Source organism: Gimesia sp. (assembly GCF_048260065.1).
Taxonomy (GTDB): domain Bacteria; phylum Planctomycetota; class Planctomycetia; order Planctomycetales; family Planctomycetaceae; genus Gimesia.
Genome location: NZ_JBLXHC010000015.1, coordinates 20,237 through 39,823, shown reverse-complemented (window position 1 = coordinate 39,823; position 19,587 = coordinate 20,237). Strand labels below are relative to the sequence as shown.

10 protein-coding genes are annotated in these 19,587 nt (G+C 50.3%); 4 read left to right on the top strand and 6 right to left on the bottom strand.

Going from position 1 to position 19,587, the window contains the following annotated elements; genetic code table 11:
- Positions 1-207 precede the first annotated feature (207 nt).
- On the top strand, positions 208-2,286 hold the full coding sequence (locus tag ACN0YN_RS23770; protein WP_417387523.1) for a HEAT repeat domain-containing protein: 2,079 nt from the start codon (positions 208-210) through the stop codon (positions 2,284-2,286).
- Positions 2,287-2,592: 306 nt separating this feature from the next.
- The gene (locus tag ACN0YN_RS23765; RefSeq protein ID WP_417387522.1) at positions 2,593-3,882 is read left to right on the top strand and encodes a GNAT family N-acetyltransferase; all 1,290 of its coding nucleotides are present in this window, start codon (positions 2,593-2,595) and stop codon (positions 3,880-3,882) included.
- Positions 3,883-3,903: 21 nt separating this feature from the next.
- Here the strand turns inward: ACN0YN_RS23765 and ACN0YN_RS23760 are convergent, their stop codons facing one another.
- From ACN0YN_RS23760 to ACN0YN_RS23750, 3 genes are all read right to left on the bottom strand, one after another.
- On the bottom strand, positions 3,904-5,466 hold the full coding sequence (locus ACN0YN_RS23760; RefSeq protein WP_417387521.1) for a PP2C family protein-serine/threonine phosphatase: 1,563 nt from the start codon (positions 5,464-5,466) through the stop codon (positions 3,904-3,906).
- Positions 5,467-5,664: 198 nt separating this feature from the next.
- Positions 5,665-7,236: a dicarboxylate/amino acid:cation symporter gene (locus ACN0YN_RS23755; protein WP_417387520.1), complete on the bottom strand. Its 1,572-nt coding sequence runs from the start codon at positions 7,234-7,236 to the stop codon at positions 5,665-5,667.
- Positions 7,237-7,389: 153 nt separating this feature from the next.
- Positions 7,390-8,589, bottom strand: a complete 1,200-nt coding sequence (locus ACN0YN_RS23750; RefSeq protein ID WP_417387519.1) for a Gfo/Idh/MocA family protein — start codon at positions 8,587-8,589, stop codon at positions 7,390-7,392.
- Between the two features lie 388 nt (positions 8,590-8,977).
- Here ACN0YN_RS23750 and ACN0YN_RS23745 point away from each other — a divergent pair, with 388 nt between their 5' ends.
- Positions 8,978-9,478, top strand: a complete 501-nt coding sequence (locus tag ACN0YN_RS23745) for a hypothetical protein (RefSeq protein ID WP_417387518.1) — start codon at positions 8,978-8,980, stop codon at positions 9,476-9,478.
- 199 nt (positions 9,479-9,677) lie between these two features.
- Here the strand turns inward: ACN0YN_RS23745 and ACN0YN_RS23740 are convergent, their stop codons facing one another.
- From ACN0YN_RS23740 to ACN0YN_RS23730, 3 genes are read right to left on the bottom strand one after another with little or no spacing between them, the layout of a single operon-like run.
- The gene (locus ACN0YN_RS23740; RefSeq protein ID WP_417387517.1) at positions 9,678-10,850 is read right to left on the bottom strand and encodes a class I SAM-dependent methyltransferase; all 1,173 of its coding nucleotides are present in this window, start codon (positions 10,848-10,850) and stop codon (positions 9,678-9,680) included.
- An 8-nt stretch (positions 10,851-10,858) separates the two neighbouring features.
- Positions 10,859-14,374, bottom strand: coding sequence for a UvrD-helicase domain-containing protein (locus ACN0YN_RS23735; protein ID WP_417387516.1), 3,516 nt, complete (start codon positions 14,372-14,374; stop codon positions 10,859-10,861).
- A 9-nt stretch (positions 14,375-14,383) separates the two neighbouring features.
- The gene (locus tag ACN0YN_RS23730) at positions 14,384-17,764 is read right to left on the bottom strand and encodes a PD-(D/E)XK nuclease family protein (RefSeq protein WP_417387515.1); all 3,381 of its coding nucleotides are present in this window, start codon (positions 17,762-17,764) and stop codon (positions 14,384-14,386) included.
- Positions 17,765-18,139: 375 nt separating this feature from the next.
- Between ACN0YN_RS23730 and ACN0YN_RS23725 the strand changes: the two genes are divergently transcribed.
- Positions 18,140-19,579: a S41 family peptidase gene (locus ACN0YN_RS23725; protein WP_417387514.1), complete on the top strand. Its 1,440-nt coding sequence runs from the start codon at positions 18,140-18,142 to the stop codon at positions 19,577-19,579.
- Positions 19,580-19,587 lie beyond the last annotated feature (8 nt).

Sequence of the window (19,587 nt, the reverse complement as noted above, 5' to 3'; positions counted from 1 at the left end):
CTTTACTTTCGCATCAGGCAGGCTTCTATGATTTCCTGATGAATCTGATCAGAATTACTTGATTTTTGAACTCGGATCATGATATCTATTAAGTAACAGTTTAATGTTCTCCTTTCTATTTCGCCAGTCTTTCTTCTGAAGGTAATATGAATTCTTTACTTTCAGGGAATCTGGTTTTCGCAACGATGATTAGCAGGAACCTGACTTATGCGTCTACTACTCACGACAGTACTTATTCTGGGCGTCAGTTTACTCACTTCAGGCATCGTTTCTGCTCAAGCCCCTGATATCGCTCCGCTGATTAAGCAGTTGAGCAGCGATAATGAAGAGCAGCAGGCTCTGGCCGCTCATCAACTGGGAGAACTGGGGCCTTTATCCAAATCAGCAGTCCCGGCATTGATTCAGGTGGTGAAAGAAGCTCCTGTCGCTGCACGGAGTGAAGCAATCATCGCTCTCGGAAAAATCGGACCTGCTGCCTCAGCAGCGGTGCCCGAACTTGCAAAAATCCTGCGAGGCTACTCCATCATCCTGAAATACAATACCTTACAGGCACTGCGGGGGATCGGGCCTGCTTCGAAATCCGCAGCCAAACAGATTCTGCCCCTGCTGGAAAGCAATAATTCCTATCTGAAAATCGCAGCTGCCCGCACACTCTGGGCGGTTGATCCGGGGAATAAAGAGAATCTGCAACCGATCATCAAAGTTCTCGTTGACAGCCTGCATGTACCGATCAACGAAGTTCATTCCAGCGCTGCGATAGCTCTTTCTGAAATCGGTGCCCCTGCCGTTGAACCACTTCTGGAACAGCTGAAAACAGAGTACAAGGAAAATCACACCGAACAATGCAAACAGATCTGCGATGTTTTCGCTCATATGGGAGTCCAGGGCGAAGCAGCGATCCCAACATTGATTAAATCGTTGAAGGTCGAAAACCCCGACCTGGTCTGGCATGCAGCCCACGCATTAGGCATGATTTCTTCCAGGCCGGATGAAGTCGTACCCGCTTTAATTCCTCTGTTAAAAAATTCTTCACCACAAGTACGAGCCCAGGCCGCTATTGCTTTAGGAAATTTCGGCGGTGCTGCCAAAGCTGCTGTTCCCGAATTAATCAAACTGCTGTCTGATTCGGAACTGAATGTCAAACTGGATGCCGCAGCAGCATTGGGTTCAATTGGTCCCGATGCTGCTTCTGCAGTCCCAGCATTGGCAAAAGCGATGCAGGACGGTCCAACCGCCTTAACCCTCACCAGCGCCTCTGCCCTGGCCTCTATCGGAAAAGCTGCTGTTCCAGAAGTAACGAAACTATTGAATGAAGACTCTTCGCTGAAACTCCTGGCAATTCACATTCTGGGTGAAATCGGCACCGAGTCGGAAGCATCGATTCCAGAATTACTGAAACTGACAAAATCAGAAGATACCGACATCCGTGAGACCGCCATCGTCAGCCTGGGCGAAATTGGTCCCAAGGCAATCAAAGCGGAATCTGATCTGATTAAGATTATGGAAAACAGTACGGGAACCACCAGAAACAAAGCCGTTTATGCCCTTTCAAAAATTGGCAGCAAAAAAGCTTTACCACTTATTAAAAAATACGCAGAATCTGATACTGATGACGAGCGGTTCCGGCTCGTGTGTGCCTGGGCACTTTTGAGAGAAGACCCCACCGATACAGAAGCAGTCAACGCTGCATTACCAGGTCTGATCAAAGCACTCTCCGATGAAAACGCACTGCTTCGTAGAGAAGCAGCCAGTGCAATTGCTCTCTCAGGCCCACTGGCAAAATCAGCCGCCCCCAGCCTGAAAGAAGCCCTTGAAGTAGAAAAAGACCAGAGCGTCATTGTGGAAATCATTACTGCTTTAGCCGAGATCGGGCCTCCCGCAGCAGCTGCGATCCCCCTCATTAAACCTTACGTGAATTCTGACGACCTGGTTCTGCGTACCGTGGCGACCTATGCTCTGGCACGTTTTGGTAAACTCTCCGCTTCAGCAGTCCCGCTACTGGAGAGAGAACTCAAACTGCACAACGAAAGCGATAATGCTGTCACTTTATGGGCATTAACGAAAATTGACCCGAGTCCAGAACGAGCCAAGGCAGCAATCCCCGTTTTAACGGATCTGATCACAAAGCATCCTAATCCGGATGCACGAGTCGAAGCAGCGATCAGCCTGGGAGAGTTCGGAATCAAAACACCGGAAATCAAACAGGCTCTGGAGGCAGCGGCTCAAGATAAAGATCCACGCGTTAAAAAAGCAGCTGCAGCAGCTTTGAAAAAACTCAGCAGCTGAATCTCGGCTGTCGGATCATGTTGTCTTTCTGCCACCTGAATGGTTGCAGTGTTGCTTTAAATCAACACATGATTTTCAAGTGTCAGCAGCAGAGAGCCAGTTTATTTCCGCGTTGTCCCGGTGGAAATCATCGGAAAGCCCATCGATGTCAGCACGTTACATCATGGGCTTTCACAGCCTTGCACCATTCACTCTGAAACGGATCTCTGCCCCCTGATCATTCCCCGCTCTGGCATGATTGTTGCATTTTAGTGCATTTACTGATGTACTTGAATTGTCCCTGTCGTTTCCAGAACTGGAGTAGCCATGATCACAGTCGCCGAAATCAACGATATTGATCGCCTGGATCATTTTCGACTGGCGTGGCGTGCTTTGCTGGGCAAAACCAAAGGAGCCACGTTTGCTCATTCACCAGAATGGCTGGAACATTACTGGAATCATTTTGGACACGATCAGAAGCTGCGGATTCTGTTTGTTACACTGGGTAATAAAATTATCGGCATCGTCCCCCTGGTCGTGAAACCAGTGGCGACGAAAGTCGGCACCATGCGTGTCCTGACTTACCCACTGGATGGCTGGGGAACCTTCTACGGACAGATTGGCTCAAACCCCGCTGCCACCATGGTCACTGCCATGAGGCACATTCATGCTTCCCGACGCGACTGGGATCTGATCGATTTGAGGTATATCGACCAGGACGGACACGATCATCGGCGCACCATGAACTCTTTCAAATCTGTCGGATTCCAAAGCAATCAGAGTGTCTGGCAGAAGCTTCCTCTAATCAACACTAGTGATACGAACTGGGAAGATTATCTGGCTTCACGTACCGTTAAAACGCAACAGCAGATTTCCAGTGCAGAGCAGCTGACCCGTAAACAGGGACCTGTTGCTTTTTACCGTTCCCGACTCGAAGACCCGCTCGCACCAGGCTGGAATCCGCGCTGGGACCTCTGGGCGGAATTCCAGCATATGAATTTCCGGGACGGGAATCAGTTGAATATTGCGGGGGGAGATTTCTCTCAGGATCAAAAACTTTCCTTCCTGCACGACATTCATGGTCCGGCAGTTCGCGCGGGGATGGCCAGAATTGATGCACTGTTTGTCAATCACTCACTGGTTGCCTGTGCCTACGGTCTGCAACACGGCTCTGGAACAGATTACCTTGCAGCAGGACGACGCAATGATGCCTCCCGGGAAGTAATCACCACACTGATTGCACGAATGGTACAACAGTCTATTCAGGACGGAGAACCAGCGCTCAACCTGGGTTTACTGGGGAACAGTCTGACTGAAATGTGGAGCAACCAGGAGCAGGCCAGCTATCGCTGTTCTCATTTTCCGATTCTGGCACCACGTTCCCAACTGTTGAGAATGAATCGCTGGATTCAAAAAGCCGATCCACAACCGGTAGGAAAGAAAAAATCGAATGCAGATTCAGGAACCAGTAACACTGCTACATCAGAATCTTTGCAGTCGTCAAAGCCGGATTCCTGTATCGAAATCACTGACGACGCCCCACAGGACTGGTCTCTTAATCAGGAGAGACGCGGAGGTTCTACGGAGGACCGCCCCCGATTTCGTATCGTGGGTTAATCTAGACTGAACCGCAGCAAATCAGTCTGTATTACGGGCAAATTTCACAACCATTAAGGTTCTGTCATCGCCATCATTTCCGCCTTCCAGGTGCTTCTGGAGCTTGGTCCAGATCCCCTGCATTACTTCTTCCGCAGTGTCTTCGATGTGATTTTCCAGGACTTTCATAATTCCATCCGAGCGGAACATCTTGCGCTCACTGCTCATCGCTTCGCTGATGCCATCACTGAATCCCACAATAATATCATTGGTACAGATTGGGATCACAGAATAGTCATAGTCGTTTGACTCAGTCACACCCAGCAACATTCCATGCGATGTCAGGCTGGTGATCTTCCCTTTATGCACCCAGAACGGTGCAGGATGCCCGGCGTTGGTATAAGTGAAAGTCCGGTTTTTCGTATCGATCACGCCGTACAACATACTCATGAACTGATGCGGGAGTGAAGTATGATACAAAGCGGTATTAATTCGACTGATGACAAAGCGGGTGTCTTTTGCCTGCTCGATCGGCCCCTCTGTTAATGTTCTGAGGGCTCCCCTGACCGAGGCCATCACCACTGCTGCAGGAATGCTGTCCCCTGAAGCATCTCCCAGAGCAAAACAGGTGATGTGTGGTGCCAGGGTAATGAATTCGCATAAATCCCCCCCCACTTCATGGTGGCTGATCGTCTGCACGGCCGCCTGAAAATCCCGCTCTCGATGGGATTCCAGAGCCAGTTCGGCCGGAAACGATTCCGAAATCACCTTCAACTCTTTTTTCAATCGGAGCTGATTCTGACTTTCCTTCATTAACACAGCACGCTCTAAAATCGTACTGACCTGGGCACCGATTGATTTCAGGATATGGATATCCCGGTCTTTCAAATGCCGGGCACGACGATCAAAGGCCCACAATGTTCCAAACGGGCCGGATTCCGACTGCACGGAAACGCAGACACCTGTCAGGCACCCTTCAGGTAACCAGCGCGATAATTCAGGGTTTTCCTGCCGGTTGATAATCAAAGCATCTTCAGCAAACGCCTCCAGATCGGGCGGCGATTCATCCAGTTTGCGGCGATGGAAGGGAATTTCAAAAGCCGTCAAACAATATTGTACGCGGAGGGACAGCTGGTTTGACTCAGAGTTTAATAGAAAAAAACCGGCAGCGCGAAACCCGGTCAGCTGCAATGCTGCTTCCAGTAGTTTCTGCAAGGCGTCCTGCAGTCCTTCCTGCCTGGTGACAGACAGTCCCACATCGACCAGGGTCGTTACATCTCTGGTTTTCAGTTCCAGGGAAGAACTCATGGTTTCGATGCGAGAGATTAATCCCCCCACCAGTTCGGCAAACTTGATCGCGGTTACGAACAGATGGTCGTTTGCCGATTCATCGGGCAGCGACAGGTAAAGATATCCCAGGGTCCGTTTGCCATCTTCGATAGATTCATACCAGCAGTATTTCTCACTTTGACATAACTCGGCTTCCAGGGATTTTCGTTCACCAGGTTTAGCAGGAGTGAATCGTAACGGCCAACCGGTAATTTCCTTAAACTGGTCACAGATACTGTGAATCCATTCCAGAGGTTGGGTGATTACCTGTTCCATTTCACCTGATCCAAGTCGCCGAAGAAGAAAAAAGCGGAGTTGCAGGCGGTTTGCCCTGTTATCTCCTATCGGCAGGCAGGCATCAGCAGATCAGGCATGAGTCAGTTTGTAACGATTGTGAGGGATACACATCTGCAATCAGGAGAGAACCCGGGAATCTGACAGCTTCGATTGAACTTCGAGGCCCTATCCTTAAGCTTAGCGATAACGCTCAATGACGGCACACCCACAGGAATCACTCCAGACATTAACGGATGTACGGCACATATCCAGAATACGGTCGACGGCAATAATCACCCCTTGCGCCTCAAGCGGGAGGCCAACGGCCTGTAGTACAATCGCCATCATCACCAGACCGGCATGAGGAATCCCGGCTGCGCCAATGCTGGCCAGTAACGCGGTCACTGCAACCAGAATCTGCTGCTCTAAAGGCATGACCACGCCGGTATAAGCCTGTGCGATGAACATCACGGCGACCGCTTCATACAGCGCCGTACCGTCCATGTTAATCGTCGCTCCCAGCGGCAGCACAAAGGAACTGACTTCATTCGAGATCCCCGCATTCTCTTCAACACAGCTCATTGTCAACGGCAGCGTACCATTGGAAGAAGCCGTCGAGAACGCCGTCATCAGCGCCGGGCTCATCGCGCGGGCAAATTCCAGAGGGGAGCGCCGCGCCACGAACTTGATCAGACAGGGTAAGATGATCACGGCGTGGATCAATAATGCCAGAAAGACAGCAATCATGTACCAGGCCAGTGTCTTAAAGATCTCGATCCCCTGTGAAGAAACCGCATACACCATAAACGCCAGTACGCCAATCGGGGCCAGGCTGATCACGAACATCGTCATTCGCATCATAACTTCAAAGCCTGCCTGAAAGAAATCCGTCAGTACTTTGGCATGCTTGCCTCCGACGATAATGATAAAGATACCAGTCAGCATACTGAACGAGATGATCGAGAGAAATTCGCCTTCGCCCAGTGAATGAATGATGTTGGTCGGTATAAGTCGATCAACCATATCCAGAAAAATAGACCCAACCGATTCGGTACCGGACGAAAGTGATCCACTCCCGCCAGGCAGATCTGCGCCAATCCCCGGTCGAATCAGGTTAACCACAAAAATGCCGGTAAAGATTGCCAGCAGACTGGTACAAAAATAATACAACAGCGTTCGGGAGAACATCGCCCCAAAACGGGTTGCATTTCCCAGACTGGCGATCCCCGTAATCAGGGAAGTGACAATCAATGGAATCGTGACCATCTTCAATAAGCGCAGGAACAGATCACCCAGCCATTTGGAAACAGCCATTACTTTTTGCGAGATGCCCGTTCCATATTGATTGTAGTCTGCTTTCCACTCCGGATACTGTTTCGTCAGATCTTCACCACTATCCGCAGAGATCGATGTAACTGTTTTTTTCTGATCCACATTCCGACTGTAAGTGAGAGTAATTTTCCGGGCTGCATCCACGATCTGAATCAGCCGCCCGGTCACTTTCACAGAGACCGTTTTTTCCGGATCGCCGTCAGCAAACACGCTTTTCAGCTCCGGAAATCGCTTGAGAAGCTGCTCCCGGTTCGTGAAGTCGTATTCCTGCGGGTCCTGCTCTCCTGTCTTCTGAACAACTTCAAAACCACCGGCAACCGGACTGACGGTTAAGGTCTGATCCTTGAGCGAGATCTCTCCCGGGTTAAATATGATCCCCAGAATGGTTCCAGCGATGAGAGCAATCAGAATCTGATAATGCAGAGGAATTTTCTTCATGAAACACCTGTTTCCCGCGTCTCGTTATCGATTTGTCAATGAAATCGCGACGTACGTTCCCTTACCAGGATAGCGATCTCCAGCAGGCGCGCATCCTGCCATCAACTCCCGTTTCCCAAATCAGCTCAATTCAGACTGTCAGAATTTTTCCGATTAACTACGGGCACAGTCGCACTGGAATGGTAACCAGGCCCCGTTTTCCTGACTGCTGGCGACAGACTGTTGAATGAAAAACATCCCTTCCACGCCGTCATAGACATTGGGATAAATTGTGTTCTTCGGTTCAAAAGGCTGACCGGTAATACGATTAATCATCGCATCAAAGGCAGATCGGTAGATATTGGCAAATGCTTCGAAAAATGCTTCGGGGTGTCCCGCTGGTAAACGACAGGCAGCCGCTCCCGATTCGTTCATGAAGGGAGCATTCGGATCACGAGTATAAATCGAATGTGGCTGGCCATTGCGGCGAACAATCATCTGGTTGGGTTCTTCCTGACGCCAGGCCAATGCCCCTTTCGTGCCATCCACTTCGATGAACAGGTCATTTTCACGACCATGCGAGATCTGGCTGGCAGTGACAGTTCCCATTGCACCATTTTGAAAACGAATCACAGCATGACCATAATCATCCAGCTGACGACCGGGTGCAAAGATTTTCAAATTGCAGGAAATTTCAGCAGGCAGCAGTCCTGTCATGTAACGTCCCAGGTTGTAGGCGTGCGTCGCGATATCACCAAAGGCGCCCGCTGCACCTGACTTCGCAGGATCGGTTCGCCACGCCGCCTGTTTCTGATCTTCCTGTTCCAGGCGAGAGCGCAACCAGCCTTGAATATAATTTGAACGGACAGCCTGGATCTCGCCGAAATCTCCATTCAGAATCATTTCGCGGGCCATCCGTACGAGCGGATACCCGGTATAGTTATGGCTGACCGCAAAGACAACGCCCGATTTTTCCACGAGTGCTTTCAGCTCTTCCGCCTGTGCCAGATCAAATGTCATCGGCTTATCACAGATGACATTAAACCCAGCTTCGACAGCAGTTTTGGCGATCGGAAAATGAGTAAAATTTGGAGTCGCAATGCTGATAAAGTCAATGCGCTGATCTTCAGGGAGTGCGGATTCTTTTTCAACGAGTTCTTCAATCGAACCATAGGCGCGATCAGGTTTGATGTCATACGCAGGTGCAGATGCTTTTGCTTTCTCAGGATTGGAAGAAAGTGCTCCGGCAACCAGTTCCGCACGGTTATCCAGACAGGCAGCAATGGAATGGACACGACCGATAAACGAACCTTGTCCACCACCTACCAGCGCCATCCGCAATTTACGATTCAATTGACCGTTCGTTGTATCCATAGTTGCTTCTTTCCTCTCGTTGATTCATTCCAGACCCGTGCCAAAAGACGAGTTAGAGTTGAGCTGCGACATGTTGAATCCGATCTGCCGGGATGGCAGTCACTTAAAAGCAGCATACTTTCGCTGGATCGGAATTACAACCAATGGGTATTTCAAGCGATGATCCGGTAAACCCAGTCAATTGGTCCTCCCCAGTCTTTCCCGGAAATCAATTTAATCAAGTCTGGCAGGGATTTGAGATCTTGGTTACAATACGCATGTCAGCCACGGTCCATTCGGGTCGTTTCAATCAATTGACCAGGTTTGTACCATACATCTGGTACAGATTTCAGGCTGTGAATCAAAACACTCGTATTCTGATTAAATGTAACACTGGGAGGCATTTGTGGTGAAAAATCAAAATGGAGAACGCCGGTTTCTGTGGCTGACCGTCGGTGTAATCTGCGGTATGTGTTTATCCTATTTCTGGCCGCACGAACCAGCCTACGCGGTAGCGACAGACCGTGATGGTGATCGTTTTGCGATTACGACGGTGCCGACTCGCAGTGGAAACGCTGAAGGCGTATTTGTACTCGACTTCCTCACCGGACGTCTGCAGGGCGCCGTCCTGAACTCACGGACGGGCAAATTTACCTATGCCTATTTCCGTAACCTCGCTGCTGACTTCGGCGTTGATCCGACAGCAAAGCCGCATTATGTGATTGTATCCGGTGATGTCAGTCTGCCGGCACAGGGACGAGCCCAGTTTGCTGAAGGTGGGTTGTATGTCGGAGAAATGTCATCCGGCATGGTGATCTGCTATGCCTTCTCGTTCGTGTTTAACAATGCACCGGCTGCACCTCAGCAGTTAATTCCTGTCGACCGATTCCAGTTCCGACAGGCACAATAATCCGACCGGTTGATTGCCAGAGCGCATCACATTTAACTAGAGCGTCTGTCAATTTAATCTACTCGATCCAAATGGACCTGGAGACGCTACAGTAAAACTGGACACAGTCTAGAATCATCAATATACAGAAAACGGGATCCTGATCGGGATCCCGTTTTTTTATTAGTTCTGTGTCAGAATTTGAAACTGGAGCAGCCGCTTATTCCCGTTCACAAATCAGAGCACGAGACTTGCCCTGCAGACGGGCGATGATCAACACACCAGCCTCGTCCCCTTTCAGAGACAGTTTTCGGCGGAGTGCTTCAATGCCAACCGGTATCCGCCGACACTTGATTTCGAGCTGACCAAAATTGGCGTTTCGAAAATACTTCCGAATTTCACGGTCATTATTAGGCAACTCTTCCAGAACCCGAAATCGTCTGAAGAATGGTGAATCCACGGCATCAGTCGAGGTCAGATATTCTTCTTCCGGATCCAGGCGATTCAGTCCTGCCTGAGCAGCGGCAACGTCCAGTAAACCGGAACGAACCACAGCCGGATCCGGATCGTAGACATAGCCCTCGGGATCAGTAATCTCAACGAAGGCATCCATGGGGTGACCGGAAATGCTGTCTACCTGACCGGTTCTGGAAATTGTGGTCGCCCGAAATTCGTGTTCCCCTGCCAGATCGCCAAACCAGATCGTCGCTTCCTTACATTCTCCATTCAGACTGATCAGCTCAGCCTCGGTTCCGGGAAACTTACCGGCGAAATTACTGGCGGGACTGAGTTTGATTGCACCGCCTTGAAACTGGGAAATCAATTCCTGAAGCGTCTCCAGTCCTGGCAGATAGTCTTCGATTCGAATGACTTTCCCGCCGGAATGAGGTCGACGATCGGGATCGATATGCAGCTGCCCCTGTCGATCCTGGATCTCTTCCAGTCGCTGATTCAACAGGCTGACGGAACTGGAAACCCCATAAACTTCACTGTTCCAGGCGGCGAACTGGCAGAGCACTGCTGAAATATCAACGCCAGTGACACGCGCCTGCTTTCCCAGCGCAATCAGGTCACCGCCCATGCCGCAACAGAAATCATAGACTGTCCCGGAGAACCGGGCAGCCTTGTGTTGAGAGACCAGTTCGGGTGTTGCCTGTTCCAGACTTTTCCGATCAAACCACATCTGGTCGGCACGGGAAAATTTGACATGCCCCCGTTTGCGTAATTCCGACAGTGTCAGCGCAGCGCGAACAGCGTCTTCAGAATAGTCTTTGCGTAACAGTTTCTGCAGATGAAACTCCGAACCGGAATGTTCGCGAATGATCTCAAATATTTCGGGATGCTGATACAACTGATGAAAACAATCAAGATCAGCAGGAGACTCACTGGACATGGAACTGGTTAATAACTTTCTGCCGACACGAGAGATTGGTTGACATGGGATACCGCCTGGGAAATGCGGTCTGAAATCTGAGCAAGTCGACTCGTATCAAACTTTATTTCCACGAATCGGACAGAATCGTGTACGACCGCCAGACCGACAGAGTCAGGCAGGCCTCCGATCAGTTGTTCAATCGCCAGTGTATAGACTCCCAACTGAAATTCATACTCTGAGATCAGTTCTTCATCCGTTAATTGCGCCAGGCGGGCCCCTGTTTTGTAGTCAAGGACGACCCAGCGATGATCGTCCGTCTGATAAACGGCATCGATCATTCCCGTCACAGTCACGGCAGACTCACTATCAGCCGTAGCAGGCATCCGCAGGAGGAAATCCAGTTCCCGATAATGAACGCGTGCTGCTTTCTGTGCATTGCAGACCCCTGACTCGTACCAGGCGGAGATCTGCTGCTGAATCAGTGGTTTCAGTTTTTCTCGAACCGGCTGAGTTTGATCGAACAGGACGAGTTCCACGATCCGATCTGACTGTTCAGGCTTCAATGGATCCAGTCGCTCAATTACCGAGTGGGTTAGCGTTCCCAGTTGAGTTGCCTCATCAGCGTTCAACAGATCTTCTGTCGGCAGCATCTGGTACTGTGGTTCCGGCAGTGATTGCAATAACGCATCAACCACTTCCAGATGAGAAACGCTGAAATGGGCTTGCGCATTTTTTTGCGGGCGGAAGAGTTTAAAGGTCTTGGGGTAACCTCCGGGTGTTCCCTGTTCGAGAGCGGTCCAGAACTGACTGGGCTTCAGTTCTTTGAATTTCTTTGCGGGCTTCGTTGCAGTCTGAGGTTGATTCAGATGGACACGAATCTCCGGAATCTGATCTGCTGGGACATTTCCCAGCCTAAACTGTCCGAGATAAGGATCTAAAGTCGGGAGCCCCGTCGAGAGATCAAAGTGACGTGCCAGCAGTTTCATCCACGGTGACTGAACGCGGCGATCATAGGGCAAACCAGCCGAGAGAATCAGATAATCTGCCGCGCGGGTTACCGCCACATACAACAGTCTGACGGTCTCATCTTCGTCAGCATCCTGCTCGATCGCGCGATGCATTTTAAATGCGAAGTTTTCCGGGGTTACCCCCCGCTCTGCAGGCAGGTTCAGCAGCGCCCCCCACTGCGGATGCAGGAACGGATGCTTTGGCGCGCCGGGAGATTTGCGATCCATGTCGGCAACAATCACTACAGGAAATTCCAGCCCCTTGGATTGATGGATGGTCATCAGGCGAATCACATCGCTGGTTTCAGGGAGCGTCGCCGCCAGTTCTTCCTTACTCTCTTCCAGAATCGAATCCCGAATCCGTTGTACAAAATCTTTCAGAGTAAACAGGCCGGACGCTTCAAAGTTGCGCGCCAGTTCAATCAGTTTTCGCAGGTTGGCCAGTTTGCGGTCGCCCAGGAATTCATTGAGCAGAGCCGCATCATACCCGGTTCGTTCCAAAGCCAGATTCAGCAACTCGACCAGAGACAACCGGTCTTTTTTTGCCCGTAGCTCTTTCAGAATTGACTGAGCGTAGAGTACCTGACGTTTCTGCTCGGGTCGTAGATTCTCAGGCGGGGGAACCAGCATCGCCGCAGTCAGATTTTCCGCATGGCGGGTAATCGTATAGATCGTATCATCAGACAGACTGAAGAAAGGGGAACGCAGCAGCCCCAGCAGACTCAACTCATCATCGCTGCTGTCCAGATACTGACACAGGTTACTCAGATCATAAATTTCCTGCTGGGCATAAAAAGCACGCCCGCCTACCAGGTAATAGTCCAGATCCCGTTGCTGCAGGGCCTTTTCATACAAGGCAACACTCGACAGGGAACGAAACAGAATGCAGATATCGCCGGGTTCGACACGCCTTAATTCACGCGCGCCCGTTTGCGGATTTTTGGACCAGATGCGGGGTGTTTCATCTTCCAGCAACTGACGAATTCGAGCCGCAATCCAGTCTGCTTCAGTTTCGCGGAGCGCATCGGCCAGCTTGATATCCGGATCATCAGGCGAAGCAAACAAAAATTCGATTCCCGGCGTGGGAGAGTGCTGCTGCTGATCAAAAGGGGTCAGCGATTCGTAATAATGCTCCATCGCGGAAGCAAACAGACAGTTCGTAAAATTCAGAATTGCCGGCTGACTCCGGAAATTGGTGCTCAAGGGGAGCCGGCCCTTTTCGGGAATCTCCATTCTTAACTGGTGAAACACTTCCGGGTCGGCCCGTCGGAACCGATAGATCGACTGCTTGGCGTCCCCCACCAGAAACAGCTTCCCGGTTAACAGTTCTTTCCCACACAACGCACGGACAATTTCACTCTGTACGGGGTCGGTATCCTGAAACTCGTCCACCATCAGGTAATGAATGCCAGCAGCCGCCCTCTGTCGCGCATGCGGATCGCGGCGGAACAGATCTCGAGTCTGCAGCAGCAGGTCATCAAAGTCTAACAGACCTTTTTCTGCTTTACTCTCCTGATAGCATTTCGCAGCAAATTCGGTCACTCTTAACACGAGCAGACTGAATTCCGCCGCCATTAGAAAGCCGGCAGGATCGGGAGACAGTGACTCAAAAACCGGTTTTAGTGTGTCACGTAAATCTTTGAATCCATCTCGGATCTGTTCATAAACGTTGACGTCATCCCAGTCTTTTTTTGTACCGGCCCCCTGCACTTTCGCATGATCCATCAATGTCGCCAGCAGATCACCACGCAACCGGGGAGCACCATTTTTCAATTCGGGAATACGCGATTTGAGCACCTGAAACCGCTCACGCATTTTCGGATGGGTCGGCTCGTGTGCATTCATCAGTCTTAATAAATGCCGTGTCGCGTCTGATTCAGCAATCTCCGCAAGTTGCATGGGAATATAAGACTCTTCCCAGTAGTCGCGCATCCGTCCCGCGAGCTGTTCCGGAGTCAGATCACGGAACTCGTCGAACTCAATCCGAAACTGCTGAGGAACCAGGGAAATCAACAACTCATAGGTTTTCTCCAGACCAAAGCGATACACCATCTGGATGCAATCCGCGTTTTCCTGTTTCAACAGTTCGTGTACCGCTTCATGAACGACTTTCCTCAAAAAAGTGTCACTGGTCCCCTGCTCCAGGAGGCCAAAATGAGGATCGAGCCGGGCACTGACGGCGTGACTCCGCAGAATGGAAGTACAAAACGAATGGATCGTACTGATCCGGGCCGAGTCCAGTCCACGAATGACAGCCTGCCAGTGAGATACTTCTGCCGGCGGACAGTTCTTCAACTGATCCAGACAGGTTTCACGAATCCGGTCCCGCATTTCCCGTGCGGCACGCTCTGTAAAGGTAATCGCAACAATATGGCTGAGTCGATCGGGGGGAGTTCCCGGTTCAATCAGTTTTAAAAACCGTTGGGTCAATACAAACGTCTTCCCACAACCAGCGCCAGCTGACAGCGCAATGGAGGCATCGCGCGTCTCGATGGCCGCGGCCTGCTGATCGGTATAAGTGGGTTGATGTGACATACGTTCTCGTTATCTGTTTTGTGATGGTTCGGTAGCGGAATCCGGTTCTGTTTCAGTGAACTGCAGCAGATCAATCTGTTTGCCCAGGCTGTCACGATAACTCTCCACCTGGGAAGCACGACAGACCGATTGAAATGCCTGATCGAGATGTGCGATTTTTTCATCCACCTGCACGGGAAAAAATCCGCTGCGAATCAATGCTGCCAGATGTGGAACGAGTCCTTCCAGCGTGACTTCCAGAATTTCAAGATCTTCCGACGAGATCGGCTCCACCACTTTCTTGCGTGCAGAATGCAAAGGCATGACAAAGCCGGACTCCTGTATCTTCCAGTAGCCCAGATGAAAGGGTTCTGCATCAGCGTCAATCATTCCCAGTCGACGGGCCGCAATCAGATACAATGCCAGCTGCAGTTTTTTCCCCGATCGTATTTCCGTAGATGAGGGCACACTACGCCCCGTTTTGTAATCGATAATGTTGAAATACTTCTGTCCGTTAACTGTTCCCACGTCAATCCGGTCAATCTGTCCTCGAACTCGTGTTTCACGCGGACCGGTTCCCAGTGTCAGATGCTGATACTGTTTTTGAGACGGATCTTGTTCTCCAGGTACTTCTCCAAAAGGAACCTCCCGACCCGCAATCGCTGGAACGGAATCCCACAGTTCCTCAAACAGTTGACCATAAGTTTCTGACTGTTCGGCAAAAAAGCCTCCCCAGTCCTCCAGAATCTGTTTTTCGATCGACAATAAAACCTGTTGCAGTTTGGATTCAACATCAGAATCCGAGACTCGCTTTTCCAGTAATTCCAGAAACAGCGGTTCGATCTGATTCGCATCGTACAGCTGCGTACTGGTGTCTTCTAAACTGATCCGTTCATACAGACGTGTCAGAATACTGTGAACGTGAATCCCCCGCTGCAGGAAGTTAGTTCTTAACTCCGGGGGTTCCGGAACCTCGATCCCTAAAACACTCTGTGCGAAAAACTGAAAGGGACAGGCCAGATACAGTTCCAGTTGCGTCGTGCTGAATTCGTAGTCCTGCGGAAAACGGGCAGAGATTGCCTGCCGGGATGCAGCAGAGACCATGATCCCTTCATATTCGGTAAAGCCTTCCTGCTCAAACCGTGCGACTGCCATTTCTGAAGCGGCCAGAATATTCCGGGCCGTGGCTTGCAATTCCGGTTCATCCAGAATTTGCAGAAACAATCCTGGTTGATGCCGTTTCAATTCGTCAATTGCCAGGATGCGCAGGTCGCGTGACGACATCGCCTGCTCTCGTCGTGGCAGTGGATTCAATTCCCCCACCTGTTGAACCGTGAGTGCCCCCGGTTCAAACAGATCAATCAATGCCGTCAGATAAGGACTGGCGAATAAGGGCTGGCCCGTAGAACTGATGGCGGGATAACTCAAAATCAGCTGCTGCGAAAATCGCGTCATTACCTCATAAAACAACAACATTTCTTCCTGCTGCTGATTCGCATGCCGTTTCAGCGAGAGTCCATACTCATTCAACTCCCCCCGGTCTTTTTCGCTGTAAAGACAATCCTCTCGATGGCTGCGGGGAAAACTGGCTTCACTGAGCCCCCCCACCAGCAGATAGGGAACACTCAGATTTCTCAACTGGGACGCATCCAGAACCTGAACCCGTCCTGTTTCCTCCGTCTGTAATGCGAGAGTCTGCTGTTCCAGCAAATCGAGCAGCAAACTTCGAAAGGAGAGTAAATCCAGAGGAGTCGCTTCGCGTTGATGAAACTGCTCAATCTGATCCACTTCAGAGACTGCATGAAACAGAAGTTTCTGAAACCGATCCCAGACCAGTTGGTCTCGTTGATCGAGAGACTCTGTGCCGGCGTCTCCGTTTGCCCAGGCTTTCTGCAAGCCAAATTCATTCGCCAGAGAGGTCAGAATTTCAATCCAGGTGACAAAGAGTTCTTTGCCTCGCAACTTTTGAGTTTCACTGGCAAGTCGCTTCGCGAGCTGATATGCAGACTCGACTTCCTGCAGTATCGCCTGTCGTTTCGGTTGATCCGGATAACGGGCACAAAGCTCGTTTGCTTTCCGGCATTCTTTTTCCAGCGCGTTCAAGATATCGGTTTTACCGGAGTCGATCTTCAATTGCCGCAATATTCGGGACAGACAGCGCACGGCAGTCCCCGACCTGTATTCAGGCCAGTCGGGTGAAAAATAATTTGAATCCAGAATGGACATCAGACTGTCAAACGACCAGTTATCCAGTTCCATCTGCAGAAAGGCGAAGATCGCCCGAATCACGGGAAACCGGGAAAACTCCTGCTCCTGGCCCAGGAAGTAGGGAATCCCGGCTGCGGACAAGGTCTCATGGATCAGGTCGCCGTATTCGAGTGTCGAACGAAATACCAGCGAAATCTCTTCCGGATTGACTCCCTGCAGCAGTAACCGCTTGATTTCGACCGCCAGAACTTCCAGTTCGTTCCGTTGACCGGCAACCGCCAGAACCCTGATTTGCTCTGCAGACTTTGACGGTTTTATTTCACGAGGATTATCGAACAAAGCTTCACAGATCTGCGACCGGGATGAAGCTGATTCCTCACGCGTGCAGGCAACACAACGAATCGTTCCCGGCAATCTGTTTTCAAGAACCTGCCGGGCGACTAAAGATTTGGCAAATAAGTCCTCCCGCCGTAATTCATTTTCCAGGGGAAGCGAAATCAACAGTCTGCTGGTTCTGGCCGCCAGCAGTTCCAGAATCTCGTACTGCGTGTGAGTGAAATCAGCAAAACCATCGAGCACGATCAGATCAAACTGCCCGAAAGTCCCCCACAGGCCCTCCTGCAGCGCTGTCCGGGCAGACCAGAATCTCCCCTCAGCATCGTAACGTCGCATTTCTTGAAGCGCGACTTGATACCGATCATAGATTAAAGCCAGTTCCTGATCTTTCTGTCGGGAATCCGTTTTCAATCGGGCACATGCCTCGGAAAACTGCTCCGGCCAGATCTCTTCCCGTTTCAATTCGGAAATGAAATGTGAAATCAGATCCAGAAATCCGGATGTTCCCGCAATCGAACTGAAGTAATGAATCTGACCTGCAGCAATCAGGTCATCCACAATGCTCCTGAGCAGATAACGTTTGGAGATTTCAGGCAGGGTCTGAACGGGCTGATCGAGAGACTGTAAAATTGTCTCGGCAAAGGCCTCAAAAGTATAGACATGAGGGGCAAAACAGACTGGCATTTCCGGGCTGAGTAATTGATCCAGAACCTGTCTGCGTGAACGGACGGTAGGAGAAATCCAGAGAGTTTTCCCGGGAGCATGCCGCTTCAGGCCCTCCTGCAGAGCACGGCGATATTCAACCAGCAGGCGGTCCGTTTTACCGGAACCGGCTATACCAGTCAAAATTTGAATTTCAGGCTGCATGCTGGGAGTTACCCGGTCTTAAAGTAAAAATATAAATCTCGTGATTGGTGGAACGCCTCATTTTGACCATAGTGTCCTGATTCCTCAGATCAGCCAGGCCTGAAATGACAGGCAGAGTTACAAAAACAGCCCCCGTGCAATGTATCCGGCCGGACCCCAGAATTCAATTTCAGAATGAATTCCAGAAGAAACTGGTTTTAAAGCCTGAGTTTAGAGAGCAAATCTTGCCACTGCTTTACAGATCGCCTACACTTATAGAAAAGGAAAGGAAGCTCTCGCGAGTTTCGACACCAGACAAAATACATTCCGGCTGTGGGGAACATTCAGTTTCATGAGGTTGGAATCGTGTTCTGTATATCTCATAAGGAATCGTCCATGCAAAAATTCCGCTTGATCAGCTCGTTCTCTCTCATCACCCTGATCCTCTTCTCAACTGTGGCACAACTCAGTTATGCGGACGAGAAAGAAAAAGAGAAAGACGATGACTATTACCAGATGATGAAACTGTTCGCAGATACTTACGAGCAGATCGAACGAAATTATGTGAAAGATATCGACCGTCGTATTCTGGTAGAGGCGGCAATCCGGGGGATGGTTCAGGAACTGGACCAGTACTCTAATTATATCAGCCCCCGAGATCTGTCCCGCTTTAACCAGGTTGTGGAACAGGAATTCGGCGGTATCGGAATTCAGGTTCATATCGACGAAAATAACGGCAGACTGACTGTGATGACTCCCCTGCCAGGGACTCCTGCTTACAAAGCGGGAATTCGCGCTGGTGATGTAATCGATTCTATCGAGGGGAAAACAACGAAAGGTTTTACTCTTCCCGAGGCAATCAAAATTTTAAAAGGTCGCGCGGGTGAATCGGTCAGCATGTCTGTCATCCACAGGGGAACCAAAGAAGTGATCCCCTTAACTGTCACACGCGAGTTAATCCATGTCGCTACCGTTCTGGGAGACACCTACAAATCAGATGATTCCTGGGATTACATGCTCGATAAGAAAAACAAGATCGGATATATCCGACTTACCCATTTCAGCCGTCATAGTGCAGAAGAATTACATGCCGCGATTGAAGACCTGCAGAAACAGGGAATGAAAGCGCTGATTCTGGACTTGAGATTCAACCCTGGCGGATTGCTTTCTCAGGCAACTGAAATCTCAGACATGTTCATCAAATCCGGCAAGATTGTAAGTACTGAGGGACGCAACAGCCGTAACCGTAAATGGGAAGCGACAGCCGAAGGAACTTATGACGGATTCCCCATGGCGATTCTCGTCAACCGTTATTCCGCTTCTGCCAGTGAGATCGTTTCAGCCTGCCTGCAGGATCACAAACGGGCGGTGATTGTCGGTGAAAGAACCTGGGGTAAAGGAAGCGTTCAAAATGTGATCGAACTGGAAGATGGCGACAGTGCCCTCAAGCTGACCACCGCCAGTTATCACCGCCCCAGTGGTAAAAATATTCATCGTTTCCCGGGAGCGAAAGATTCCGATGTCTGGGGAGTCACTCCCGACGACAAATATCGTCTGAGGCTGACTGATGAAGAACTGGAAGCGTTCACCGAATACCGCCGCAAACGCGATATTCTGGATCATAACGCCAAACTGGATAATGAATTCAAAGACAAACAGCTTGATCTGGCTCTGGATTACATCAAATCAGCCTTGAAGGATGAATCAAAACCAGAAGCTAAGGAAGAAACGGAAAAAGCAGAGAAAAAGCCTGCCGAAAAAGAAGCAAAACCAGCCAAGAAAGCAGCCGCGCTTCCACAACCGGCAAAAGCGCCTCTGGTATTTCAGACGACCTGATGAATCCT

Coding starts and splice junctions, on each gene's coding strand:
- ACN0YN_RS23770 (WP_417387523.1), top strand. CDS start 208: ATGCGTCTACTACTCACGACAGTACTTATTCTGGGCGTCAGTTTACTC.
- ACN0YN_RS23725 (WP_417387514.1), top strand. CDS start 18,140: ATGCAAAAATTCCGCTTGATCAGCTCGTTCTCTCTCATCACCCTGATC.
- ACN0YN_RS23755 (WP_417387520.1), bottom strand. CDS start 7,236: ATGAAGAAAATTCCTCTGCATTATCAGATTCTGATTGCTCTCATCGCT.
- ACN0YN_RS23765 (WP_417387522.1), top strand. CDS start 2,593: ATGATCACAGTCGCCGAAATCAACGATATTGATCGCCTGGATCATTTT.
- ACN0YN_RS23740 (WP_417387517.1), bottom strand. CDS start 10,850: ATGTCCAGTGAGTCTCCTGCTGATCTTGATTGTTTTCATCAGTTGTAT.
- ACN0YN_RS23760 (WP_417387521.1), bottom strand. CDS start 5,466: ATGGAACAGGTAATCACCCAACCTCTGGAATGGATTCACAGTATCTGT.
- ACN0YN_RS23730 (WP_417387515.1), bottom strand. CDS start 17,764: ATGCAGCCTGAAATTCAAATTTTGACTGGTATAGCCGGTTCCGGTAAA.
- ACN0YN_RS23750 (WP_417387519.1), bottom strand. CDS start 8,589: ATGGATACAACGAACGGTCAATTGAATCGTAAATTGCGGATGGCGCTG.
- ACN0YN_RS23735 (WP_417387516.1), bottom strand. CDS start 14,374: ATGTCACATCAACCCACTTATACCGATCAGCAGGCCGCGGCCATCGAG.